The organism is Pseudoduganella violaceinigra DSM 15887 (assembly GCF_000425385.1).
GTDB lineage: Bacteria > Pseudomonadota > Gammaproteobacteria > Burkholderiales > Burkholderiaceae_D > Rugamonas > Rugamonas violaceinigra.
Genome location: NZ_KE384357.1, coordinates 1 through 22,233, shown reverse-complemented (window position 1 = coordinate 22,233; position 22,233 = coordinate 1). Strand labels below are relative to the sequence as shown.

24 protein-coding genes and 1 tRNA gene are annotated in these 22,233 nt (G+C 63.4%); 19 read left to right on the top strand and 6 right to left on the bottom strand.

What is annotated here, in order from left to right:
* Positions 1-4: 4 nt before the first annotated feature.
* The 3 genes from H597_RS0119605 to H597_RS0119595 all read left to right on the top strand — a co-directional run bounded on the left by H597_RS0119605 (position 5) and on the right by H597_RS0119595 (position 2,419).
* A tRNA-Arg gene (locus H597_RS0119605) sits at positions 5-81 on the top strand.
* A 138-nt stretch (positions 82-219) separates the two neighbouring features.
* A complete protein-coding gene (locus H597_RS0119600; RefSeq protein ID WP_028103629.1) occupies positions 220-1,356 on the top strand; it encodes an alpha-hydroxy acid oxidase in 1,137 nt (378 codons plus the stop codon).
* 166 nt (positions 1,357-1,522) lie between these two features.
* Positions 1,523-2,419, top strand: coding sequence for a LysR family transcriptional regulator (locus H597_RS0119595; protein ID WP_028103628.1), 897 nt, complete (start codon positions 1,523-1,525; stop codon positions 2,417-2,419).
* Between the two features lie 105 nt (positions 2,420-2,524).
* Here H597_RS0119595 and H597_RS0119590 read toward each other — a convergent pair whose 3' ends face one another.
* Positions 2,525-2,704, bottom strand: a complete 180-nt coding sequence (locus tag H597_RS0119590; protein WP_028103627.1) for a hypothetical protein — start codon at positions 2,702-2,704, stop codon at positions 2,525-2,527.
* A gap of 101 nt (positions 2,705-2,805) precedes the next feature.
* Here H597_RS0119590 and H597_RS0119585 point away from each other — a divergent pair, with 101 nt between their 5' ends.
* The 5 genes from H597_RS0119585 to H597_RS0119565 are packed head-to-tail and all read left to right on the top strand — an operon-like array spanning position 2,806 to position 6,597.
* Positions 2,806-3,036 (top strand): hypothetical protein, encoded by a 231-nt coding sequence (locus H597_RS0119585; RefSeq protein WP_028103626.1) that lies wholly within the window; start codon positions 2,806-2,808, stop codon positions 3,034-3,036.
* A gap of 13 nt (positions 3,037-3,049) precedes the next feature.
* Positions 3,050-3,433, top strand: a complete 384-nt coding sequence (locus H597_RS0119580) for a response regulator transcription factor (protein WP_028103625.1) — start codon at positions 3,050-3,052, stop codon at positions 3,431-3,433.
* A complete protein-coding gene (locus H597_RS33440) occupies positions 3,430-4,164 on the top strand; it encodes a YaiO family outer membrane beta-barrel protein (RefSeq protein ID WP_051293941.1) in 735 nt (244 codons plus the stop codon). The genes H597_RS0119580 and H597_RS33440 overlap by 4 nt, the downstream gene beginning before the upstream one ends.
* Positions 4,142-5,191 carry a HEAT repeat domain-containing protein gene (locus tag H597_RS0119570; RefSeq protein ID WP_051293940.1) on the top strand — a complete coding sequence of 350 codons (1,050 nt, stop codon included), beginning with the start codon at positions 4,142-4,144 and terminating at the stop codon, positions 5,189-5,191. Before H597_RS33440 ends, H597_RS0119570 begins: the two co-directional genes overlap by 23 nt.
* Entirely contained in the window at positions 5,188-6,597 is a 1,410-nt protein-coding gene (locus H597_RS0119565; RefSeq protein ID WP_028103623.1) for a glycosyltransferase family 2 protein, read from the top strand. Before H597_RS0119570 ends, H597_RS0119565 begins: the two co-directional genes overlap by 4 nt.
* On the opposite strand, the gene H597_RS0119560 is transcribed toward H597_RS0119565, so the two are convergent.
* Genes H597_RS0119560 through H597_RS0119550 form a run of 3 tightly spaced genes read right to left on the bottom strand, consistent with a single transcriptional unit; the run spans position 6,590 to position 10,634 of the window.
* The gene (locus tag H597_RS0119560) at positions 6,590-8,743 is read right to left on the bottom strand and encodes a sensor histidine kinase (RefSeq protein ID WP_028103622.1); all 2,154 of its coding nucleotides are present in this window, start codon (positions 8,741-8,743) and stop codon (positions 6,590-6,592) included. The genes H597_RS0119565 and H597_RS0119560 overlap by 8 nt on opposite strands.
* A complete protein-coding gene (locus tag H597_RS0119555) occupies positions 8,740-9,690 on the bottom strand; it encodes a D-2-hydroxyacid dehydrogenase (RefSeq protein ID WP_028103621.1) in 951 nt (316 codons plus the stop codon). The genes H597_RS0119560 and H597_RS0119555 overlap by 4 nt, the downstream gene beginning before the upstream one ends.
* On the bottom strand, positions 9,687-10,634 hold the full coding sequence (locus H597_RS0119550) for a LysR family transcriptional regulator (protein ID WP_028103620.1): 948 nt from the start codon (positions 10,632-10,634) through the stop codon (positions 9,687-9,689). The genes H597_RS0119555 and H597_RS0119550 overlap by 4 nt, the downstream gene beginning before the upstream one ends.
* A 177-nt stretch (positions 10,635-10,811) precedes the next feature.
* Between H597_RS0119550 and H597_RS34965 the strand changes: the two genes are divergently transcribed.
* The 10 genes from H597_RS34965 (at position 10,812) to H597_RS0119500 (ending at position 21,163) form a co-directional block, all read left to right on the top strand.
* Positions 10,812-10,991 carry a hypothetical protein gene (locus H597_RS34965; protein WP_154668178.1) on the top strand — a complete coding sequence of 60 codons (180 nt, stop codon included), beginning with the start codon at positions 10,812-10,814 and terminating at the stop codon, positions 10,989-10,991.
* Positions 10,988-11,833 (top strand): alpha/beta hydrolase, encoded by an 846-nt coding sequence (locus H597_RS0119540; protein WP_028103619.1) that lies wholly within the window; start codon positions 10,988-10,990, stop codon positions 11,831-11,833. The genes H597_RS34965 and H597_RS0119540 overlap by 4 nt, the downstream gene beginning before the upstream one ends.
* A 104-nt stretch (positions 11,834-11,937) precedes the next feature.
* Positions 11,938-13,146, top strand: coding sequence for an efflux RND transporter periplasmic adaptor subunit (locus tag H597_RS31650; protein ID WP_035374780.1), 1,209 nt, complete (start codon positions 11,938-11,940; stop codon positions 13,144-13,146).
* A gap of 3 nt (positions 13,147-13,149) precedes the next feature.
* A complete protein-coding gene (locus H597_RS0119530; protein WP_028103618.1) occupies positions 13,150-16,329 on the top strand; it encodes an efflux RND transporter permease subunit in 3,180 nt (1,059 codons plus the stop codon).
* Positions 16,329-17,768: an efflux transporter outer membrane subunit gene (locus tag H597_RS0119525; protein ID WP_028103617.1), complete on the top strand. Its 1,440-nt coding sequence runs from the start codon at positions 16,329-16,331 to the stop codon at positions 17,766-17,768. The genes H597_RS0119530 and H597_RS0119525 overlap by 1 nt, the downstream gene beginning before the upstream one ends.
* A 128-nt stretch (positions 17,769-17,896) precedes the next feature.
* Positions 17,897-18,319 carry a hypothetical protein gene (locus tag H597_RS0119520; RefSeq protein ID WP_154668177.1) on the top strand — a complete coding sequence of 141 codons (423 nt, stop codon included), beginning with the start codon at positions 17,897-17,899 and terminating at the stop codon, positions 18,317-18,319.
* 74 nt (positions 18,320-18,393) lie between these two features.
* The gene (locus H597_RS31645; RefSeq protein ID WP_083941198.1) at positions 18,394-19,050 is read left to right on the top strand and encodes a purine nucleoside phosphorylase YfiH/LACC1 family protein; all 657 of its coding nucleotides are present in this window, start codon (positions 18,394-18,396) and stop codon (positions 19,048-19,050) included.
* Positions 19,047-19,889, top strand: coding sequence for an SMB-1 family subclass B3 metallo-beta-lactamase (blaSMB, locus tag H597_RS0119510; RefSeq protein WP_035374779.1), 843 nt, complete (start codon positions 19,047-19,049; stop codon positions 19,887-19,889). Before H597_RS31645 ends, blaSMB begins: the two co-directional genes overlap by 4 nt.
* A 156-nt stretch (positions 19,890-20,045) precedes the next feature.
* Positions 20,046-20,591 (top strand): PEP-CTERM sorting domain-containing protein, encoded by a 546-nt coding sequence (locus H597_RS0119505; protein ID WP_028103614.1) that lies wholly within the window; start codon positions 20,046-20,048, stop codon positions 20,589-20,591.
* Positions 20,592-20,770: 179 nt separating this feature from the next.
* Positions 20,771-21,163 (top strand): hypothetical protein, encoded by a 393-nt coding sequence (locus H597_RS0119500; RefSeq protein ID WP_028103613.1) that lies wholly within the window; start codon positions 20,771-20,773, stop codon positions 21,161-21,163.
* A gap of 42 nt (positions 21,164-21,205) precedes the next feature.
* Here the strand turns inward: H597_RS0119500 and H597_RS34255 are convergent, their stop codons facing one another.
* Positions 21,206-21,454 carry an entry exclusion lipoprotein TrbK gene (locus tag H597_RS34255; protein WP_229632214.1) on the bottom strand — a complete coding sequence of 83 codons (249 nt, stop codon included), beginning with the start codon at positions 21,452-21,454 and terminating at the stop codon, positions 21,206-21,208.
* A 96-nt stretch (positions 21,455-21,550) separates the two neighbouring features.
* Here H597_RS34255 and H597_RS34960 point away from each other — a divergent pair, with 96 nt between their 5' ends.
* On the top strand, positions 21,551-21,877 hold the full coding sequence (locus H597_RS34960; protein ID WP_154668175.1) for a hypothetical protein: 327 nt from the start codon (positions 21,551-21,553) through the stop codon (positions 21,875-21,877).
* A gap of 30 nt (positions 21,878-21,907) precedes the next feature.
* On the opposite strand, the gene H597_RS31640 is transcribed toward H597_RS34960, so the two are convergent.
* Positions 21,908-22,233: integrase core domain-containing protein (locus H597_RS31640; RefSeq protein WP_035374776.1), on the bottom strand; the 326-nt coding region annotated here is incomplete at its 5' end.

Genomic DNA, 22,233 nt, shown 5'->3' with positions numbered 1-22,233 from the left:
TTTTGCGGCTGTAGCTCAGCTGGATAGAGTACTTGGCTACGAACCAAGGGGTCGTGGGTTCGATTCCTGCCAGCCGCACCAAATTGAAAGGCTCCAAACCGGAAGGTTTGGGGCCTTTTTCCTTTCCCGCATCCGCCGGCGGTATCGCCAGGATGAGCGATGCGCCGCAACGCGGCCTTGATCTCGGCCGTGGTGCAATTCCTGCGTTAATATGCAGCAATGACACTGATCACCTGCATCGAAGACCTGCGCCGCCTGGCCCAGCGCCGTGTACCGCGCATGTTTTACGATTATGCCGATTCCGGCTCCTGGACTGAATCGACCTACCGTGCCAACGAAGAGGACTTCAGGAAGCTGAAGTTCCGCCAGCGCGTGGCCGTCGACCTGAATAGGCGCAGCTTGCGCACCACCATGGCGGGGCAGGAGGCCGCGATGCCGGTGGCGATCGCCCCCACCGGACTGACCGGCATGCAGCACGCCGACGGCGAGATCCTGGCCGCGCGCGCGGCGGAGAAATTCGGTATTCCTTTTACGCTGTCGACCATGAGCATCTGTTCGATCGAAGACGTGGCGGCGCATACCAGCAAGCCCTTCTGGTTCCAGCTGTACGTGATGAAGGACCGCGATTTCATCAACCGCCTGATCGACCGCGCCAAGGCCGCCGGCTGCTCGGCGCTGGTGCTGACGCTGGACCTGCAGGTGCTCGGTCAGCGCCACAAGGATTTGCGCAACGGCCTGTCCGCGCCGCCGCGCCTGACCATCGCCAATTTGCTGAACATGGCCAGCAAGCCGCGCTGGTGCATGGGGATGCTGGGCACCTCGCGCCGCCAGTTCGGCAATATCGTCGGCCACGCGCAGTCGGTATCCGATATGTCGTCGCTGTCGGCGTGGACCAGCCAGCAGTTCGATCCCAGCCTGTCGTGGAACGATGTGGCATGGATCAAGCAGCGCTGGGGTGGCAAGCTGATTATCAAGGGCATCATGGACGCCGAGGATGCGCGCCTGGCAGTTGATAGCGGCGCCGATGCGCTGATTGTCTCCAACCACGGCGGCCGCCAGCTCGATGGCGCGCCTTCCTCCATCGCCGCCTTGCCGGGCATCGTCGATGCGGTCGGCAAGCAGATCGAAGTGCATATGGATGGCGGGGTGCGCTCAGGCCAGGATGTGCTGCGCGCGGTGGCGCTGGGGGCGCGCGGCGTGTATATCGGCCGCCCCTTCCTGTACGGCCTGGGGGCGCTGGGCGAGGCGGGCGTGACGCGCTGCCTGGAAATCATTCACAACGAACTGGATATCTCGATGGCCTTTTGCGGCAAGCGGGATATCCAGCAAGTCAGCAGGGAGATCCTCCTGCCCTGAAAACCAGGCCGGCCAGGAGTTTGCACAGCTCATCAAACAGGGTGGGTTCGGTGTTGTTCATTTGCATTTCCTTTCTGCTAAAGGTCGAGTAAGCGCATTGTGAACTGTTTCATTGTTGGGATAAATGCTTATAATTGAATTGAGTATCCCAAAAATGGAGCAATGAATGGATCGGCTTCACCACATGCGCCTGTTTGTCGAGGTGGCCAAGCGCAAAAGCTTCCGCGCCGCCGCCGAGGCGCTCGGCATGTCGAATTCCACCCTGTCGCGCAATATCGCAGAACTGGAAAAGTCGATCGGCTTGCGTCTGCTGCACCGTTCGACCAGGAAGGTGGAATTGACCGAGGCCGGCGATGCCTACTTCAAGCGCTGTCAGGGCATCGTGGAAGAGGCCATGAGCGCCCATGAGGCGCTGCTGGACTGGTCGGAAAAACCGGCCGGCATCCTGCGCGTGACCATGACGTCCAGCTTCGGCGTCGGCTACCTGGCGCCGGTGCTCACTGAATTCGCCGAGATGTACCCGGACATCAAGATGGAGTTCGATATTTCATCGCGCACGGTGGACTTGCAGTCCGAACCTTACGACGTGGCGATCCGCATGGGCCAGCCGCCGACCGCGCCCTCCACCCTGGTGGTGCGGCGCATCGCGATGATGCCGCGCTACCTGTACGCCTCGCCGGTCTACCTGGCCAAAATGCCGCCGCTGGAACATGCCTGCGACCTGGTACGGCACACCATGTGCGGGCGTTTCTTCTCCAGCCGCGTGCCCGATATCTGGCGCAAGCTGTATCGGGGCGAGGAAGTGGTGGAGGTGATGGCGCAGGCGCGTTACGCCACCAATAGCGCGGCCCTCAGCATGTCGTTCGCCGCCAATGCGCTGTGCATTTCCGCGCTCGATCCCTTGCTGGCAAAACAGGAGGTGCGCACCGGCCGCTTGCAGCGTGTCCTACCGGACTGGCATATGGAGCCGATCATGGTGCATGCGCTGACCGAAACGCGCCACCTGCCGGCGCGTGTGCGGCTGTTCATCGATTTCCTGCGGCAGCGCCTGGGGGCGGGCTAAGAGGCTGTTGCAAAATGGGCGTGGCTAGGCGCAGCGACGAAGGCAGTGCGCCTGCACGGCAAGGCGCTGCAACAACGCCATGGCCATTTTGAAACAGCCTCTAAGTCAGCCGCCGCCGATGCCTTCGACAATGCGGCCGGTACCGCCGCAGTTCGGGCAAGCCTTGCCGTCGGGTGTCTTGCCGCAACCGCTGCACACCGGGCACACGTCTTCGCCGCTGCCCGGCGTGCCGGGCGCCGCCTCGTCGCCGGGATGGCGTGGTTGTTGCGTAGCTGATGGGTTCATGGTGTACGCCTCCTGTACCCAGAATGCCACGGGCCAAGCATTTCGTCGGTTGGCTGGTTAACGCATTACAATGTTCGCATCCCCCATCAGAGGACTGTGTTATGGCCACGCTGATCAAACACCGCAAGACGCGCATCATCACCCTGGAGGCAGGGGACGACTTGCACGAACATTGCAAGCCCAAGGACATCGCCCTGGTCCCCGACCCCGGCGGATGGTGGACCTACTTCATCGGCGAAGACGGTTCTGTAGAGCGCTACGATATTCCCTTTGCGACCTATAATGAGGCGCTGTGGTCGGCCAAGGCCGCCGCAGAATTCGACGCGCAATAATTCCGGATAGCCTATGCCCGATACCTCGATCCTGGTAATTGAAGACGACGAACATATTGGCCAAATCCTGACTTTCATCCTGCAGCGGCAAGGCTACCAGACCACGCTGGCCGCGGATGGCCTGGCCGCCCGCAAAGCCATTGAAGGCAGCAGCAGCCCGCCGTCGCTGGTGCTGCTGGACGTGATGCTCCCCTATATCGACGGGTTCGAACTGGTGCACATCATCCGCGCCCGTGCCGACTGGCAGGACGTGCCGATTGTGATGCTGACCGCCAAACACACGGAAAAAGACATCGTTCGCGCACTCGACGAAGGCGCCAACGATTATGTGGTCAAGCCTTTCCAGCCCAATGAGCTTCTGGCGCGCGTGCGGCGCCACCTGAAGGAGCCGGCATGAAAGCCGCCTTTGCCGCCACGCTGGCATGCTGCGTCGTGCCGGCATTCGCCCAGACCACCGTCGGCATCAGCCATGGCGTCGACCATCTGACCGGACCGGCCGCCGACTGGCATGAAACCGCGCTGACCGTGCGCCACCAGGCCGCGCCGCGCATGGGATTCGGCGCCGGCGTGACGCGCATCGAGCGTTTCGGCATCGGCGAAACCCAGTTCAGCGCCGGCGCCGACCTGCCGCTGGCCGAGCACATGAGCGCTTCGCTGGAGGGCAACGCCAGCAGCCAGCACCAGATCCTGGCAAGGCATGCGCTGGGAGCGACCTTGCAGTATGAATTCGCCAAGGGCTGGCTGGTGCACGGGGGAGGGCGCAGCAGCAGCTACAACGATGTCCACGTCAACCAAAGCCTGCTGATGCTGGAGCGCTACGTCGGCAGCTACAGTGTTTCCGGCGCCTGGCGCGCGGCGCGCGCCTTTGGCACCACGGCGCACAGCGGCGAGCTGCGTGCCAGCTATTATTACAACGACCGCAGCGCGGTCGGCCTGTCGTTCGCTTCGGGCAAGGAGGCGGCCAACATTGCCGGCACCACGCGCCTGAGCAGCGTACGCTCGGCCGCCCTGCTGGGCCGCCACTGGCTCGACCAGCGCTGGGCTGTCACCTATGCCCTGGCGCATACCCGCCAGGGCGACTTCTACAGCCGCAATGGGGTCAACCTTGGACTACAGGCCACCTACTGATATTTACCTGCTGGTCGCATTCTGGACCGGCATCGGCGCGCTGGGCCTGACGGCGCTGGTCGGGCTGGAGATCGTCTGGCTGCGCATAGCGATGCGCCGGCTGCAGCGCCGCGAACAACAGCTGACGCTCAAATGGCGGCCCTTGCTGAACGCCGCCATTGCCGGCGAACCGCTGGGCAACCTGCCGGACCTGGCAAAGCGCGACAGCCTGCTGTTCATCAAACTCTGGCTGCACCTGCAGCAGGCCGTGCGCGGCGATGCGAGCCAGGGCTTGAACGCGGTGGCGCGCCGGCTCGGCTGCGATGTGCAGGCCAGGGCGCTGCTGGCACGCGGCAACCGCGCGCAGCGCCTGCTGGCCATCCTGGCGCTGGGCCATATGCGCGACAAGCCATCCTGGCCCGAGCTGGCGCGCGCGGCCCATAGCGCCGATAGCGCTTCGTCCGTGCATGCGCTATGGGCGCTGGTGCAGACCGATCCCGCCCGCGCCGCGCATGAAATGGCGCCCTTGCTGCTGCGGCGCGACGACTGGCCGCTGTCCCAATTGGCCAATATCCTGCAAAACGCCCGCGCGGACTGGCAGCCGGTGCTGGCCGATGCGCTGGTGCGCGTGACGCCGTCCGTACTGCCGCAGGCCTTGCGCCTGGTGGCCGCGCTGCGCCTGGACCTGCCGCTGCTGCAGCTGCGCGGCTACCTTGGCAGTGAGGCGCGCGAGGTCGTGCTGGCGGCGCTGCGGCTGGCGCGGGTGCCGGGCACGCTGGAAGATGTGCGGCGCCATCTTGGCAGCGACGATTGGCGCATACGCGTCCAGGCTGTGCGCGCGCTGGGCGAAATCGGCGACCGCAGCGACGTGGCCCGCTTGCGCACCCTGCTTTCCGATCCGGAGTGGTGGGTACGCTACCGCGCCGCGCAAGCCCTGGTGGCATTGCCCTTCCTGATGGACTGGGAGCTGGCCGAATTGCGCAACGCGGGCGACCGCTATGCGGCCGACATGATTGCCCAGGTTAGCGCCGAAAAGGAGGCCGCATGAACCCGCAAGTCGTGCACGCCATTACGCTGTGCGTACTGGTCTATTTCGTGCTCCTGAACGGCGGCTACCTGACCCTGAATTTCCTGGCCATGTATGCGCTGCGCAAGCGCTCCCAGGAATCGGTGCTGGACGACTTGCCGCAAGTGTATTCCTCGCTGGAGCCGCCCATCAGTTTGCTGGTGCCGGCGTATAACGAAGAGGCGACCATCGCCACGTCCGTGCGCTCCATGCTGCAGCTGTCGTATTCCGAGATGGAAGTCATTGTCGTCAACGACGGCTCCACCGACCGTACGCTGCAAGTGCTGATCGACGAGTTTGCGCTGGTACCGTTCCCCGAGGCCTACCGCATCCAGCTGGAGACCAAAGCGGTGCGCGGCATCTACCGCTCCACGCGCTTCCCCAACCTGCGCGTGGTGGATAAGGTCAACGGCGGCAAGGCCGATTCCACCAATGCCGGCATCAACGCCGCGCGCTACCCGCTGTTCTGCTGCGTCGACGCCGATTCGATCCTGCAGCGCGACAGCCTGCAGCGCCTGGTACGTCCCTTCCTCGGCGATCCGCTGATGGTGGCGACCGGCGGCACGGTGCGGATTGCCAACGGCTGCGAAGTGCGGGGCGGCTTCCTGACCCGGGTCGGCATGCCGAAGAATCCCTGGGCCCTGTTCCAGGTGGTGGAATACCTGCGCGCCTTCATGTTCGGCCGCCTGGGCTGGTCGGTCATCAACGGCATGCTGATCATCTCCGGCGCCTTCGGCCTGTTCCGCAAGGATACCGTGGTCGCCGTCGGCGGCTACAACCCGAAAGCCATCGGCGAGGACATGGAACTGGTGGTGCGCATGCACCGCAAGCTGCGTATGCGGGGCATTCCCTACAAGATTGAATTCGTGCCCGACCCGGTATGCTGGACCGAGGCGCCGGAAGACCGCAAGCAGTTGCGCAACCAGCGCATCCGCTGGCAGCGCGGCCTGTCGGAAAGCATCACCACCAACTGGGGCCTGATGTTCAGCCGCCACGGCGGCGTGGCCGGCTGGCTGGCCTTCCCGTTCTTCATCCTGTTCGAATGGCTGGGGCCCGTGGTCGAGCTGTTTGGCTATATCTTCATGGCCATCGCCTGGTGGCAGGGCTGGGTGTCCTGGGAATCGTTCGGCATCTTCCTGTTCGTGGCGATCGGGCTGGGCATCCTGCTGTCGGCCTTCGGGCTGCTGCTGGAGGAAATCTCCTTCCACCTGTACCCGCGTCCGAGCCATTTGCTGATCCTGGCGGCCGTTGTCGTTGCGGAGAACTTCGGCTACCGCCAGATCAACAGCTGGTGGCGCCTGGTGGGCCTGTACAAATGGGCGCGCCGCGAGGAGGCCAAGTGGGGCGTGATGACGCGTAAGGCCGACTGGCAGCGCGATCTTAGCTAAGTGCCGGCAGGGTGACATGGAAGGTGGTGCCGCGGCCTTCTTCCGTGTCGAAACCGATGGTGCCGCCATGCTGCTCGACGATGGCGCGGCAGATGGCCAGGCCCAGGCCGGTGCCGCCTTTGAGCCGCGTATCCGAACTGTCGGCCTGGGCGAACTTGCCGAAGATGCGGGCGCGGAATGCTTGCGGGATGCCGGGGCCGTTGTCGCTCACCGACAGGCGCACGCCTTCCGGCACCGCTTCGCAGCCGAGGGTCACGCTATTGAACTGCGGCGAGTACTTGATGGCGTTCGAGAGCAGGTTGACCAGCACTTGCACCAGGCGGTCGCGGTCGCCGCGCACCTGCAGGCCGCGGCTATTGCCTTCACGCTCGAGCGCCACCGGGCGCTGCGCCGCGCTGCCGCGCACCGCGTTGATCGCTTCGTCGAGCAGGGGGGCGATCGGCAACGCGTCGTTGCGGAATTCCATCTTGCCCGCTTCGATCTTTTCGATATCGAGCACGTCGTTCACCAGCCGCACCAGCCGTTCGCTGCTCTGGTAGGCGATGTTGACCAGGTGCCGCACGTCGGCCGGCAGGTCGCCCGCGCCGCCATCGACCAGCATCGACAGCGAGGCGCGGATCGAGGTCATCGGCGTGCGCAATTCGTGCGAGACGGTGGCGATGAATTCGTTCTTCATTGCCTCCACCTGGCGGCGCTCGGAAATGTCATGCAGGAAGGCGGTGAACAGGGCGCTGCTGGGGCGGCTGATGCTCGCTTCCACCGTGAATTCTTCGCCGTCGCGCCGTATCAGTTCGCGCTGCAGGCGCAGTCCGAAGGCGGCGTTCTCGCTGCCGCTCGCCGCGGCGAAGGCGGCCGCCTGCTGGGCGTGGAAGCGTTGCGGCACCAGTAACGCGATATAGCTCTTGCCCAGGACTTCGTCGCGCTGCCAGCCAAACATGCGCTCGGCGGCCGGATTCCAGTCGGTGACATGGCCGTCAGGATCGATGGCGACGAAGGCTTCCTGCGCGCTGTCGATGATCGCCGCGATGCGCTGCATGGCCTCGCGCAGCTGGCTGGTGCGGGCGCTGACGCGGCCTTCCAGGTTGGCCACCAGGGAGTTCAAGGTGCGCGACAGGGCCTGCACTTCGCCGTAGGGCGCCAGCTGCGGCAGTTCGGCCGCTTCGCCGCGGCGGATGCGGTCGGCCGCATCGGCCAGCTCGCGCAGCGGGCGCGCGATGCGGCGGGAAAGGGGAATGGCCAGCAGCGAAAACAGGGCGGCCATCGCCACGCCCAGCCACCAGGCCCGGTGCTGCAGGGTGCGGACCGGCGCCCAGGCGGTATCGACGCTCTGGCGCACCAGGACGGTCCAGCCCAGGCCGGGGTAGGGCCCGTGCCCGCGCGTGCGGGCGTGGCCCACCAGGTAGTCGGCGCCGTCGGGCCAGCGTTCGACCCGGTAGCCGGTGTCCTGGCTTGGCACCGGCAGCACTTTGGCGATCAGGCCCGGCGGGCCGAGCAGGACCTTGCCCTGGCTGTCGATGATGATGGCCTGCACCTGGCGGCGGGCGCTGGCGGGGGCGATCACCGAGCGCTCCAGCTCGCGCGCCCATTGCCAGGACAGGTGGGCGCCCAGCACGCCGCTGCCGTCGGCCAGCGGGAAGGCCAGGTCGACAAAGCGCAGGGATTGCGGGTCCGAGGCCGGCAGCAACTTGGCCAGCAGGACCGCTTCGTGCACATCGCCGACGAAGGTGTTGCTGTGTGCATTGCGATACCACGGGCGGCCGCTGACATCGGCCCCTTGCAGCAGGCCGCCGGTCGCGGCCAGGACCTTGCCGTCGCGGCCGGCGATGCCCAGCCAGGCATAGTGCGCATAGCTTTTCTGGTGCTGCTCCAGCGTTGCGCGGCGGGCCGCTGGCGGCGCGGCGGCGCCCATATCGGGCCGCTGCGCCAGCAGCTGTATTTCGCGATAGCGCTCGAACATATCGCGATCGAGCTTGTCGGAAGCCTGCTGCGCCAGATCGGACAGGGCGCTGCCGATATCTTCCTTGACCTGGCCGCCGGCGGTGCGCGCAATGACGGCGGCCAGGGCTGCCGCCATGACGATGGCCAGCGCACAGAAGGCGGCCGCCAGGTAGCCCGCCAGGCCGGCTTTGTAGCGCAGGCGCTTCATGCGACGCGGTTGGCCGGACGGCCGGCGGCGAAGGCCTCGATATTGTCGATCAGCTGGTCGGCCAGGCCTTGCATCGCCTGCCCGCTGGCCCAGGCGGAATGGGGCGTGAGCAGGAAGTTCGGCAGGCGCAGGCCCAGCAGGGGATTGTCCGGCGCCGGCGGTTCCTGCGACAGCACGTCGAAGCCGGCACCGGCGATCACGCCGCGCTGCAGGGCGTCCGCCAGCGCCGCCTCGTCAACCAGTCCGCCGCGCGCGGTATTCACGAGAATGGCGCTTGGCTTCATGCGCGCCAGTTCGGCGGCGCCAATGATATTGCGGGTGGCGTCCGTCAGCGGCGCATGCAGGCTCAGTACGTCCGACGCTTCCAGCAATTCGTCCCAGCCGACATTGCGCACCTGCGGGTCATCGGCCGGCGTGCGCGTATGCACCACGACCTCCATGCCGAAGGCGCGGCCAAGCTGCGCCACCTGCCGGCCCAGCGCGCCGTAGCCCAGCAAACCGAGGCGGCTGCCGTGCAGGTCGCGGATCGGATGGTGGAACAGGCAAAAGCGCGGCGACTTCTGCCACAGTCCCGCCTCGACGTCGGCGCGGTAGGCCAGCAGCTGGCGGCGCAGGGCCAGGATCAGGGCAAAGGTATGCTCCGGCACGGCGGCATGAGCGTAACCGCGGATATTCGAGACCACGATGCCGCGCTCGCGCGCCGCGGCGAGGTCGACGATGTCGGTGCCGGTGGCGGCCACCGCGATCATCTTCAGGCCGGGCAGGGCGGCCAGCGCAGCGGCGCGCAGCGGCACCTTGTTGCTGATGGCGATGCTGGCACCGCGCAGGCGCTCGATCGCTTCGGCCGCGCTGGAAGCCGGATACTCGGCCCATTCGTGCGCAAAGGACGGCCGGCGGATGTCGGCGATGATGCTGTCGCGGTCGAGGAAAACAAGGCGTTCGGTCATACGGTCAGCTCCACGGGCAGGGCAGCGGCCAAGGGGCGCAGCCGCATATGGGGGTGGCTGGACATCAGGTCGGCCACCCATTCGACAAAGACGCGCACCTTGGCCGACAGGTGGCGGTTCTGCGGGTACACCACATGGATCGGCAGCGGATCGGTGACCCAGTCGTCCAGCACGCGCACCAGGCGCCCGCTGGCGCCATGGCTGTGCAGCTGCACGTCCGTCATCATGATGATGCCCAGGCCGGCCAATCCTGCTTGCAGGTAGGCGTTGGAATCGTTCAAGGCGATCATGCCTGGCAGCGCCATTTCAATGCGTTCTCCGTCGCGGCTATAGTCCCAGTTATAAATTTTGCCAGTTTTCGACGAAAAATAGTTGACGCAGCGATGCCGCTCCAGGTCGCGCGGGTGCGCCGGGGTGCCATAGCGCTCCAGGTAGGAAGGCGCTGCGCAAGTGACGAAATTGAGCAGGCCGACGCGCCGCGCGATCAGGGTCGAATCGGCCAGCTGGCCACCCCGCACTGCACAATCGACGCCTTCTTCGATCAAATCGACCGGGCGGTCGCTGCAACCGAGTTCCAGCTGGATGTCGGGGTATTGTTCAAAGAAGGACGGCAGGGCCGGGACCAGCACCTCGTTCGACAGGCCGGTCGGCGCATCGACCCGCAGCCGCCCGCGAGGGCTCAGGCGGGTGCGCGACAGCGACTCCTCGGCATCCTTCACGTCGGCCAGGATGCGCAGGCACCGTTCATAGTAAGCGGCGCCGTCAGCCGTGACGGAAACCTGGCGCGTGGTCCGGTGCAGCAACTTGACCGAGAGCGCCGTTTCCAGGCCGGCCACCAGGGTGGAGACGGTAGCTTTTGGCAATTGCAGGGTTTCCGCGGCGCGCGTGAAGCCGCCGGCGTCGACCACCTGCACGAAGATTTCCATGGCTTGGAGTTTGTTCATGATTCCACCCGGATGATTCGCATTGTTCGAGATTCTGAACAATCAATTCAACATTAATGTATTTTTCTTATTTTAGTGGAAGTTTATTATTCCCGTATTGCAGCATAAAAAAGCGCTTGACCCTCCCGCGATGGGAGACTTTAAAGTGGCTTTCGGTTTCAGAGAAAAGGAGCAGTCATGAGTAACCGGGATGGATTCTTTGCAATGGTATCGCTGGCGCTGGGCGCAGTTGCCCTGGCGGGCGTCTTGTATACCGACGAATACTCTTACGGCGCGCAGGTCGGTTTCGGCGTGGCGCCGGCGCACACCATGCTGGCCTCGTCCAGCGTGGATGCCGCTGCCGAGGCGAAAGAATGACGGCGCAGGCGCCAGCGGACCTGAAGATCCGCGAACTTGAAGTGCGTGGCGCCCAGGGGCCGCTCGCCGCACGCCTGTACCTGGCCGGGAATCCGTCCGCCAAGCGCGACGCGCTGATTGTCTTCTTCCATGGCGGCGGCTTCGTGGCCGGCGACCTGGAGGAGGCGGACGAATTCCTGCGCCACCTTGTAGCGTGCAATCCGGGCCACGTGATCCTGGCCACCAATTACACCCTGGCGACCGTCAGCCCGTTCCCGGCGGCGGTCGAAGACGCCCACGCCGTGCTGGCCTGGGCCAAGAAGAACAAAACGAAATTGAGCTGGAGCGGCAAGCAGCTGCTGACGGCCGGCATTGAGGCCGGCGCCAATCTGGCGGCGGTATCGGCCCTGATGGCGCGCGACCGCGGCGGCCCGGCGCTGGCCGGCCAGATCCTGATCATGCCGATGCTCGATCCGGCCCTGTCGACCTGTTCGATGCGCGAGCTGCCGAACTGTCCGGACCAGATGAAGGTGGCGAATACCTGCGCCGCGGCCTACCGCGGCTACCTGCCGAATGCCGCCGACCGCGCCCACCCTTACGCCTCGCCGCTGCAATCGAGCCGGCTGAAGCATTTGCCGCCGGCCCTGATCCTGTCGGCCGAGGACGACCCATTACGCGATGAAGCAGAACAATACGGGGCGAAACTGATCGCCTGCGGAGTAAAGACAACAGTCAGACGCATGCCACCGGCGCCACTGCAGGAGCCGGGAGCCAGGAATGAATGCGCGTGCAGGGGCTTTGCGTTGAAAGAGATGGCCAGTTTTATCAGCGCCATCGACGGGATGGAACAACCGTTGGCGTAAAGCTGTTTTCCTAAAAAAGAAGTTTAAAAAAAGTGCACGGCGAGGCACATGGGCCCCTTTTTGCCTGAATTTCCCATTTAATTTTCACCCCCAAGAGGTTAAGAATGAAAAAGATGAATCAAATGACCACTCTTGTGCGGCCGCTGGTTGCCGCTTTGGCGATGGGCGGTATGGCGGCGGCCATCCTGTCCGGCTGCAACGCCAACAGCAAGCCGGCCGAAAGCCATGCGCCTGCAGCGGGCGGCCCGCCGGTATCGGCCGCCATCGTCGTGCAGAAGTCTGTTGCCGAGACCCAGGAATTCTCCGGCCGTATCGAAGCCATCGACCGCGTGGAAATCCGTCCCCGCGTCAGCGGCTTCATCACGTCGGTGAATTTCAAGCCCGGTAGCGAGGTGAAAAAAGGCGACGTGCTGTTCGTGATCGACCCGCGTCCCTTCCAGGCTGAAGCGAGCCGCGCCGAGGCTGCCGCTAGTTCGGCGCGCGCCAAAGCCGACCTGGCCAAGCTGGAACTGGCCCGCGCCGAAAAGCTGCTGGCCGATAAAGCCATCGCCCAGCGCGAATTCGACGAACGCGCGTCGGCGCTGAAGGAACTCGATGCATCGGCCCGCGCCGCGGCATCGGCAGCGGAGGCGGCGCGCCTGAACCTGTCCTACACCCAGGTGGTGTCGCCGATCAACGGCCGCGTGTCGAAGGCGGAGATCACCCTCGGCAACCTGGTCGACCCGAACGCCGTGCTGACCAGCGTGGTATCGGTGGACAAGATCTACGCCAGCTTCGACGGCGACGAAGACACCTTCCTGCGCGTCGGCGGCCAGGCCCACAAGGGCGAGCCGGTGGCGGTCAAGGTCGGCCTGGCCAACGAAGCCGGCTTCCCGCACGAGGGCAAGCTGGAGTTCGTGGACAACCAGCTCGACACCCGCACCGGTTCCGTGCGTATGCGCGCCACCTTCGACAACAAGGACCGCACCCTGGTGCCGGGCCTGTTCGCCCGCGTCCAGCTGGACGGCGGCACCGCCACCCGCAGCTCGCTGCTGATCAACGAGCGCGCCGTGGGCACCGACCAGAACCGCAAGTTCGTGTACGTGGTCGGCGCGGAAAACAAGGCGGAATACCGTCCTGTGGTGCTGGGCCCGAACATCGACGGCTTGCGCGTGGTGCGCGACGGCCTGAAGGCAGGCGAGAAGATCGTCGTCAACGGCCTGCAGCGCGTGCGTCCCGGCGCGCCGATTACGCCGCAAATGGTCGACATGACCTTTGACCCGATGGCAGCGGACAAAGTCGCCGCCAGCGAAGCCAAAAAAACCAAGGAATAATCCATGAATTTCTCACGCTTCTTTGTCGATAAACCGATCTTCGCGGCGGTTTTATCGATCATTGTTTTCGTAGCGGGCTTGATTTCGATCTTCAAGCTGCCCGTCTCCGAATACCCGGAAGTGGTGCCGCCATCCGTCGTGGTGCGCGCCGTCTATCCGGGCGCGAACCCGAAAGTGATCGCGGAGACCGTCGCCGCGCCGCTGGAAGAGCAGATCAACGGTGTCGAGAACATGCTGTATATGTCCTCGCAAAACACCTCCGATGGCGCGCTGATGCTGACCGTGACCTTCAAGATCGGTACCGACGTCGACAAGGCTGAAACCGCGGTGCAGAACCGTGTGCAGCGCGCCTTGCCGCGCTTGCCGGAAGAGGTGCGCCAGATCGGCGTCACCACGGTCAAGTCCTCGCCCAACCTGACGATGGTGGTCCACCTGCTGTCGCCAAACGGCCGCTACGACGACCTGTACCTGCGCAACTACGGCGTGCTGAACGTCAAAGACCAGCTGGCCCGTATTCCCGGCATGGGCGACGTGCAGATCTTCGGCGCCGGCGACTACGCCATGCGCGTCTGGCTGGACCCGCAGAAGGTCGCTGGCCGCAATATGACCGCGTCCGACGTGGTCGAAGCGATCCGCGAGCAGAACGTGCAGGTCGCCGCCGGTGTGGTGGGCGCCGCGCCGTCCAAGTCGGCCGATTTCCAGCTGACCGTCAACACCCAGGGCCGTTTGAGCTCCGTCGAGGAATTTGGCGACATCATCGTCAAGACCAATGAAGACGGCGCGCTGACCCGCCTGAAGGACGTGGCCCGCATCGAAATGGGCTCCAACAGCTACTCCCTGCGTTCGCTGCTGAACAATAAGTCGGCGGTGGGCCTCGGTATCTTCGAAGCGCCCAACAGCAATGCGCTGGAACTGTCGGCCAATGTGCGCGCCAAGATGGAAGAACTGAAGAAGGACTTCCCGGAAGGCGTCGCCTACGACATCGTGTACGACCCGACCCAGTTCGTGCGCGAATCGATCAAGTCCGTGATCCACACGCTGCTGGAAGCGGTTGCCCTGGTGGTGCTGGTGGTGATCATCTTCCTGCAGACCTGGCGCGCATCGATCATTCCGCTGATTGCCGTGCCGGTGTCCATCGTCGGTACCTTCGCGGTGATGATCGGTTTCGGCTTCTCGATCAACACGCTGTCGCTGTTCGGCCTTGTGCTGGCCATCGGTATCGTGGTCGACGATGCGATTGTGGTGGTGGAGAACGTCGAGCGTAACATCGCCAACGGCCTCTCCTCGCGCGATGCGACCATCCAGGCCATGAAAGAGGTGTCCGGCCCGATTATCGCGATTGCCCTGGTGCTGTGCGCCGTGTTCGTGCCGATCGCCTTCGTGTCCGGCCTGACCGGCCAGTTCTACCGCCAGTTCGCGCTGACCATCGCTATTTCGACCGTGATTTCGGCCTTCTGCTCGCTGACCCTGGCTCCGGCCCTGTCGGCATCGCTGCTGCGCCCTCACGACGCACCGAAAGACGCGCTGACCCGCATCATGGACAAGCTGTTCGGCCGCTTCTTCGCCTGGTTCAACCGTTTCTTCAACCGCGCTTCGCACACCTATGAAACCGGCGTGCAGGGCGTGCTGAAGCGCAAGTCCGCCTCGGTCCTGGTGTACCTGGTGCTGGCTGCCGCCGCTGGCCTGATGTTCAAGGTCGTGCCGAACGGCTTCGTGCCGGCGCAGGACAAGCAGTACCTGGTGGGCTTTGCCCAGCTGCCTGACGCCGCATCGCTGGAACGCACCGAGCAGGTGATCCGCCGGATGTCCGACATCGCCAAGGAAATTCCGGGCGTGGACGCTTCGGTTGCCTTCCCGGGCCTGTCGATCAACGGCTTCACCAACGCGCCGAACGCCGGTATCGTGTTCACCACGCTCAAGCCATTCCATGAGCGTACCGACAAGTCGCAGTCGGGCGAAGCGATCGCCGCGGAGATCAACAAGCGCATGGGCGCCGTGCAGGACGCGTTCGTGATGGTGTTCCCGCCGCCGCCAGTGAACGGCCTGGGCACCACCGGCGGCTTCAAGATGATGATTGAAGACCGCAACAACGCCGGCTACGATGAGCTGTACAAGGCGATCCAGGCGATCCAGATGAAGGCATGGCAGGACAAGCGCCTGACGGGTGTGTTCTCCAGCTTCCAGATCAATGTGCCGCAGCTGTTCGCGGACATCGACCGCGCCAAGGCCAAGCAACTCGGCGTGCCGCTGCAGTCGATCTACCAGACCTTGCAGATCAACCTTGGTTCGCTGTATGTGAACGACTTCAACCAGTTCGGACGTACCTACCAGGTGCGCGTGCAGGCTGACGCCCCGTTCCGTTCGCAGGCCGAGCAGATCTCCCAGCTGAAGATCCGCAACAGCAAGGGCGAGATGATCCCGCTGTCGTCGCTGATGCGCGTCAAGGACAGCTATGGCCCGGACCGCGTGCAGCGCTACAACGCTTATGTGTCGGCCGAGATCAACGGCGCTCCGGCTCCGGGCTTCTCGTCCGGCCAGGCCCAGGCCGCGCTGGAGGCGATCGTCAAGGAAACCATGCCGAAGGGGATGGGCTACGAATGGACCGAACTGACGTACCAGGAAATCCTGGCCGGTAACACCATGATCTATGTGTTCCCGCTGTGCGTGCTGCTGGTGTTCCTGGTGCTGGCTGCCCAGTACGAAAGCTGGACCCTGCCGCTGGCCGTGATCCTGATCGTGCCGATGTCGATCCTGTGCGCCCTGATCGGCGTCAAGCTGACCGGCGGCGACAACAACGTGTTCACGCAGATTGCCTTGTTCGTGCTGGTTGGTCTGGCGTCGAAGAACGCGATCCTGATCGTGGAATTTGCGCGGGAGCTGGAAGACCATGGACGCACCATCCTGCAAGCGGCGCTGGAAGCTTGCCGCCTGCGTCTGCGCCCGATCCTGATGACGTCGATCGCCTTCATCATGGGTGTGGTGCCGCTGGTGTTCTCGGTCGGCGCAGGTGCTGAAATGCGTCATGCCATGGGTGTGGCGGTGTTCGCCGGCATGCTGGGCGTGACCTTCTTCGGCCTGTTCCTGACGCCGGTGTTCTACGTCCTGCTGCGTACCCTGGCCAAGCGCCTTGAGAAGAAATCCCCGGCGGCGGAAACCGCCCCGCAACTGGAAGGGACCCACTAATGAAAAATATGATTGCAAAAGGCGTAGCCCCGCTGCTGGCAGCACTGCTGATGACGGCATGCGCGGCGCCTGATCTGAAGCAACCGCAAGTCGACACCCCGACCGCCTTCAAGGAGTCGCAGGTGATGACCGCCGCCGACGGCACCAGCTGGAAACCGGCCCAGAACGCCGAGCGCCAGCCGCGCGGCGAGTGGTGGCTGGCGTTCCACGATGAGGCGCTGAACGGCCTGATCGCGGAAGCGACCCGCAACAACGCCAACCTGGCCGTGGCGGCCGCCCGCGTCAAGCAGGCGCGCGCCATCGCCGGCATCGCTGAATCGGACCGCATTCCGCAAATCGGCGTGGGTGTGGGCGCCCAGCGCGCCCGCAACTCGGCGCTGTCGCAGGGCCTGCCGGCCGGCAGCAATGTCGCTCCGCAGACCAGCTACAGCGCCAACCTGACGGCCAGCTATGAGCTGGACCTGTTCGGGCGCGTGTCGTCCAATGTGGCTGCGGCCCGCGGCGACGCCGCGCAGGTGGAGGCGAATTACCGCTCCGTCCTGCTGTCGCTGCAAGCCGACGTGGCACAGACCTATTTCCGCCTGCGCGCCACGGACGCCGAACTGGCGACCGTGGAGCAGACGGTCCGCTTGCGCGAAGAGAGCGTGAAAGTCAACCAGCGCCGCTTCGATCTGGGCGATATCGGGGAATTCGACCTGTCGCGCGCCAAGACCGAGCTGGCGACCACCCGTGCGGAAGCGATCGGCCTGCAGCGCCGCCGCGCAACGACGGAACACGCGCTGGCCGTCCTGCTGGGCAAGCCGGCGGCAGCCTACTCGGCGGGTAACAGCCCGCTGCTGGATTCGGCCCTGCTGCCTGCGATTCCGAACGGACTGCCGTCCTCGCTGCTGGAGCGCCGTCCCGACATCGCCGCCGCGCAGAAATCGATGGAGGCGTCGAATGCCCGCATCGGCGTAGCCCGCTCGGCCATGTTCCCGGCGCTGAACATCAGCGCCAGCGGCGGCGGTGCGGCCGGCCACTTCAGCGATGTGTTCAAGTGGAGCAGCCGCTCCTGGGTGCTGGGCGCCTTGCTGTCGATGCCCTTGATCGACGGCGGCCGCCATAGCAACGACGTTAAGCGCAGCGAAGCGGCACTGGAAGAGTCGGTAGCCGGCTACCGCCAGACGGTGCTGAGCGCCTTCGCCGAGGTTGAAGACAACCTGGCCGGCCTGCGAATCCTGGGCGGCCAGACCGCACAGATCGACGAGGCCCTGGTATCGGCCCGCCGCTCCGCCGACCTGGCGCAGAAGCTGTACGACGCCGGCCGTTCCAGCTACCTGGACCTGCTGGACGCACAGCGCAACCTGGCAGCCGTCGAACGCAACGCAGTGCAATTGCGCGGCGACCGTGCGGTGACCACAGTGGCACTGATCCGCTCCCTGGGCGGCGACTGGAACTGATAACTCGTATTGATCAGCCCTTGACGGCGTCCCGCGCAGGCGGACGCCGTCTTTTTTTTGACCACGCGAACGACGTATAATGGCCGGCTTTATCCTGTCATTCTCGTCAAATGCCGTTACTGCATAAAGTGACCATCGCACTGCTCACAGTGTTTCTTGTCGTCTGGTCCAGCCTTGCCTACTTTTCGGAACCCGTATCGAAAGAGGAAAGGCATGGCCCCGAGGCGAAAGCCTTCGTGACCCAATCAATACAGGATTTCTGCAGCGGCCTATATAGCGATGGCGTCTGCCCGAAAACCGCCATCACTGAAACACAAAAGTGGACGGCGACTTCGTTCCTGGGCATGTCCGGGATCACGACGCGGGAAACCGATGCCATCCTGTCTTCCCAGGGCTGGGAAAAGCTGGCATCCGAGAATGAAAAGCTCGCCATCTTCTGCAAGCAGGGCTACTCCGCGCGGTACGACCATGCCGCAGGGCAGGTCGGCACCATTTTCTTCATGGCCGGCAGCCATATCTGCGAAAAGCTCGCGCTGAAGAACCGCGCCTGACATCCGTTTCGCGTTAGCTTGCAAATCGGCCAGGAACCGCCTATGATTGTGACAAATGTCACAAAAAGGCTAATATGGTCACAAGCAGTCTGCTGGGCAGCATTCCCCGCATCCGCCACGGATTCGGGACTGCCGCATCGCTCGTTCCTGCGGCACTCACTCCTGTGTGGGCGCTGAGGCCGGCCAAACGCCAGGTCCATGGAAGCCGCGTCGCCACGATCATCGAACCGCAACAACAGGTTGGCGATGCCGACGGCTTTCTTACCGCAGTGCCGGGACTTCCGGCCATCATCATCACCGCCGATTGCGTGCCGCTGCTGCTGGCGCGCCGCGACGGATCGCAAATCGCCGCCGTGCATGCGGGCTGGCGCGGCCTGTACGACAGCGTCATTCCCGCAGCGCTGGCGGCAATGGGCGAAGGTGCGCCGCTTGTCGCCGCTGTCGGCCCCACCATCTGTACCGCCTGTTATGAAGTCAGCCAAGAACTGGCGGACGACTTCACCCGCCGCTTTGGACCAGCCGCCGTTCCGGCCTTCCGCCATCTCGACCTGCGCGCAGTGGCCGAACAACAGCTGCGCGCCGCTGGCGTAGACGAAATTGACCATGTCGGCGGCTGTACGTGCTGCGCCCGCGACGGTGCTGGCGAACCGATTTACCGCAGTTACCGGCGTGGCGACCGCGGGTCGCAAATGCATTCCGGCCTGTACATCACACCTAAAGGAGAAAAATGAAGCTCATCGCATCCCTTATCCTGGCCGCCTTCGCGACCGTCGCCAATGCGCAAGAGCGCGACTGGAGCGCGCCGCAAAAGCCATTCACCATCTACGGCAACACCCACTATGTCGGCACCGCAGGCATCAGCGCCATTCTGGTGACGTCGCCGCAAGGTCACATCCTGGTCGACGGTACGACCGCGAAAGGCGCGGACGTGGTGGCGGCCAATATCCGTGCACTCGGCTTCAAGCTGGAAGACGTGAAATACATCCTCAGTTCCCACTCGCACGAAGACCACGCGGGCGGCATTTCGGCACTGCAGAAGCAGACCGGGGCCACCGTTTTGGCTGGCGCCGCCAACGTTGAAACCATGCAGACCGGCGTGTCGCCAAAGACCGATCCGCAGTTCGGCACCCTGTCGGACTTCCCTGGTTCCACCAAAGTACGCGGCGTGAGCGACGGAGAAGTCGTCAAGCTTGGCCCGTTGGCCGTGACGGCGCACAGCACACCAGGCCATACGCCAGGAGGAACCACCTGGAGCTGGCAGTCGTGCGAGGCAGGGAAGTGCAAGAACGTGGTATTTGTCGACAGCGTCACTGCGATCGGACCTGACAGCTTCCGCTTTACCGACCATCCCGAACTCGTGGCGCAATTCCGTGGCAGCTTCAAAAAGATCGAGGGCCTTGCTTGCGACGTGGCGATCGCCGCTCACCCGGAAGTCAACGACCTGTGGGGCCGCCAGCAGCGCGCAGAGAAAGCGGGCAGCGCCGCCTACGTTGACAAGGGTGCTTGCCGTGCCATCGTTGAGCCTGGCCGGAAGCGGCTTGAAACCCGGCTTGCCAGCGAAAAGCGCTGAAAAGGTCGCTTGAACAGGGGCGGGTCGCATGGCGTGTAGCGCGGCCCGCTGCATTTCCCCAACAAACTCCAGTTCAACTAGTTATATAAAGTTGTCATTGTGTTACTCTTGTTATTGCATAAATTATTATGCATGCAAATAAATACAGGAGATACGATGAAATGGATTGCAGTGATGTTGGGCTTGGCCTTTTCCGCCAGCGTACAAGCAACGCCAACGCTGGCAGGCGATAAGATTGATGCATATATGTACCGCACCGTGGATACGGGCCGTGGCATTGGACGCATTTCCGGCTTCGGCCTGGACAGCGGCTACGAAGTAAGAGACGGTGTCGCAGACCTGAAGAAATACAGCACGATGTACACCCTGAATGTCGACGGGGACAAATTCGAGCTGGACTTCCTGAATACCTGGGCGCTGGCCGATGGCATCGTCTTACGTCTGGTCGATCTGAACTTCAGCGGCGGCGCTTTGCTCAAATCGCTGAGCATTGACACCAACCTGGCTGGCTACAAGGTCACCCTAGGCGATGATTCGGTCGAGCTGCGCCTCGGCGGCCTGCGCGGCAACAAGGATTCGTACTTCAGCGCCCACTTCAACGTCGCGGCCCCGGCGGCCGTACCCGAGCCAGCAAGCATCGCCTTATTCGGCGTTGGACTTCTCGCGGCAGGCGCCGTGACCCGTCGCCGCAAGCGCAAGTAAGCCCGGCAAGTTGTTGAGCACTTTGATGTCCGCGCCTCGCCGACGTCAAAGTGTTCTCGATGTCAGCCGCAATTCTGCGGTCGCTGCGCTGTTTGGGTGTTATTTTGCAAGCATGATATATTGCCAAGTTGCTGCAAAACAAGTCATTCCCACATCAATCCGTCGACCCAGGAACCGAAATGCGACTGTTCGCCTGCACTTTCCTTTTAACCTTCTTGTCCTTACCGGCCTTCGCAGGCGAATCCAAACCGCTTACTCAGGAAGAGAACGATGCGCTCATATATCTCAGGAGTGTCAGTTCTGAACCGATGAAGTGGATGTGCCAGCCTGTGACGAAAAGCATGCCGGATTTCGAAGAGCGATTTTCAACCTGGAAAGCGCAAAATCAGGAAGCTATCGACCGAGGGCGACAGGCGCGCATCGCCCGGCTCAAGGAGGGCGAGACCATTGAGCAGTACGAAACCGGAACTCAAGAGAGCCTAAAGGCGCTTCTGGCGAAAACCCCATCTGAACGGATCATGTTCCAATGCCTGGGGTTCATTGCGTCGACCGCACCTAAGAAAGCCGAATAAGGCTGATGTGCGCGCGTTCGAACGACGATGGCTTCGACACGCCTAACGAGCAACTTTTTGTGCCAGCTTGGCGCAATTCGCCGATAACACCGATCGTTCCAGGGCATCGCCAACCTGGCGAATTGCCTCTGGTGTGCATTGTTCCGGTGACGGCTTTGCACCTAAATGCGGTGGCTGGCGCGTCAGGCTTCTAAAGGCGATAGCGGCGAGAATCGCGGCAATGACGACTGCGACGGCCATGTTCGTGCGGGATTTCAAAATGACTCCGGATGTAGGCGAGAATGGCAGCATGATACTCCGCCCGATTCGGCGGGCGGCAGCATAACAATGAACTGTAATCCACCCCCTCCAGTAATCGATTCCGCTCGCGCTATTGCGTATGCGTTCGTGGATGATATCGCTTATCGCCAGTGGGGACGCCTGTATGTGGGCGATACCTTGCTGGAACACGTTCCCTGCCTCGCAATCTGTATCAACTTGGGCGCGGATAATTCTGCAATGCTTTTTCATTGCGATTCGGATTGGAACGTCCGCGGTGCAATCCTGAGTGCAACCGTTGACGAGGGGAAGGATCGTGCGGAGAAAAACTACCCGGGTGTTGCATCTCGATGGATTGATACGAACACCAGCGCAGAAGCAGCTTTGGAATACTTCGATGCTCAACCGCACTGCGCGAAATGTTCCTTTTGCGGAAAGCGCCCGTTCGAGTATTGAGGTGTACTGTCAATAGCGGACACTCTTGTTTCAAGCCGCCTGCATCTGTTTGCTGAATTGTTCTGCAAATAGTGCTGGAGGAAGGTAGCCAAGACGTGAGTGGCGTCGCTGGCGGTTATAAAAGCTTTCGATGTATTCCTGTATTGCGGACATGGCTGCACCGCGTGTTGCATAGCGTTGGTGATGAACCAGTTCATTTTTCAAGCTGCCCCAGAAGCTCTCCATCGGGGCGTTGTCGTAGCAGTTCCCCCTGCGTGACATGGATTCCTTCATTCCAAACTGTTTCAACAGCTGCCGATATTTATGTGCACAATACTGACTTCCGCGATCGGAGTGATGAATCAATCCAGGTGCCG

Bases quoted from the DNA above. Each gene is read 5' to 3' on its own strand.
- H597_RS0119600 (WP_028103629.1), top strand. From the start codon at position 220: ATGACACTGATCACCTGCATCGAAGACCTGCGCCGCCTGGCCCAGCGC.
- H597_RS0119595 (WP_028103628.1), top strand. From the start codon at position 1,523: ATGGATCGGCTTCACCACATGCGCCTGTTTGTCGAGGTGGCCAAGCGC.
- H597_RS0119590 (WP_028103627.1), bottom strand. From the start codon at position 2,704: ATGAACCCATCAGCTACGCAACAACCACGCCATCCCGGCGACGAGGCG.
- H597_RS0119585 (WP_028103626.1), top strand. From the start codon at position 2,806: ATGGCCACGCTGATCAAACACCGCAAGACGCGCATCATCACCCTGGAG.
- H597_RS0119580 (WP_028103625.1), top strand. From the start codon at position 3,050: ATGCCCGATACCTCGATCCTGGTAATTGAAGACGACGAACATATTGGC.
- H597_RS33440 (WP_051293941.1), top strand. From the start codon at position 3,430: ATGAAAGCCGCCTTTGCCGCCACGCTGGCATGCTGCGTCGTGCCGGCA.
- H597_RS0119565 (WP_028103623.1), top strand. From the start codon at position 5,188: ATGAACCCGCAAGTCGTGCACGCCATTACGCTGTGCGTACTGGTCTAT.
- H597_RS0119560 (WP_028103622.1), bottom strand. From the start codon at position 8,743: ATGAAGCGCCTGCGCTACAAAGCCGGCCTGGCGGGCTACCTGGCGGCC.
- H597_RS0119555 (WP_028103621.1), bottom strand. From the start codon at position 9,690: ATGACCGAACGCCTTGTTTTCCTCGACCGCGACAGCATCATCGCCGAC.
- H597_RS0119550 (WP_028103620.1), bottom strand. From the start codon at position 10,634: ATGAACAAACTCCAAGCCATGGAAATCTTCGTGCAGGTGGTCGACGCC.
- H597_RS34965 (WP_154668178.1), top strand. From the start codon at position 10,812: ATGAGTAACCGGGATGGATTCTTTGCAATGGTATCGCTGGCGCTGGGC.
- H597_RS0119540 (WP_028103619.1), top strand. From the start codon at position 10,988: ATGACGGCGCAGGCGCCAGCGGACCTGAAGATCCGCGAACTTGAAGTG.
- H597_RS31650 (WP_035374780.1), top strand. From the start codon at position 11,938: ATGAAAAAGATGAATCAAATGACCACTCTTGTGCGGCCGCTGGTTGCC.
- H597_RS0119530 (WP_028103618.1), top strand. From the start codon at position 13,150: ATGAATTTCTCACGCTTCTTTGTCGATAAACCGATCTTCGCGGCGGTT.
- H597_RS0119525 (WP_028103617.1), top strand. From the start codon at position 16,329: ATGAAAAATATGATTGCAAAAGGCGTAGCCCCGCTGCTGGCAGCACTG.
- H597_RS31645 (WP_083941198.1), top strand. From the start codon at position 18,394: ATGGTCACAAGCAGTCTGCTGGGCAGCATTCCCCGCATCCGCCACGGA.
- blaSMB (WP_035374779.1), top strand. From the start codon at position 19,047: ATGAAGCTCATCGCATCCCTTATCCTGGCCGCCTTCGCGACCGTCGCC.
- H597_RS0119505 (WP_028103614.1), top strand. From the start codon at position 20,046: ATGAAATGGATTGCAGTGATGTTGGGCTTGGCCTTTTCCGCCAGCGTA.
- H597_RS0119500 (WP_028103613.1), top strand. From the start codon at position 20,771: ATGCGACTGTTCGCCTGCACTTTCCTTTTAACCTTCTTGTCCTTACCG.
- H597_RS34255 (WP_229632214.1), bottom strand. From the start codon at position 21,454: ATGCTGCCATTCTCGCCTACATCCGGAGTCATTTTGAAATCCCGCACG.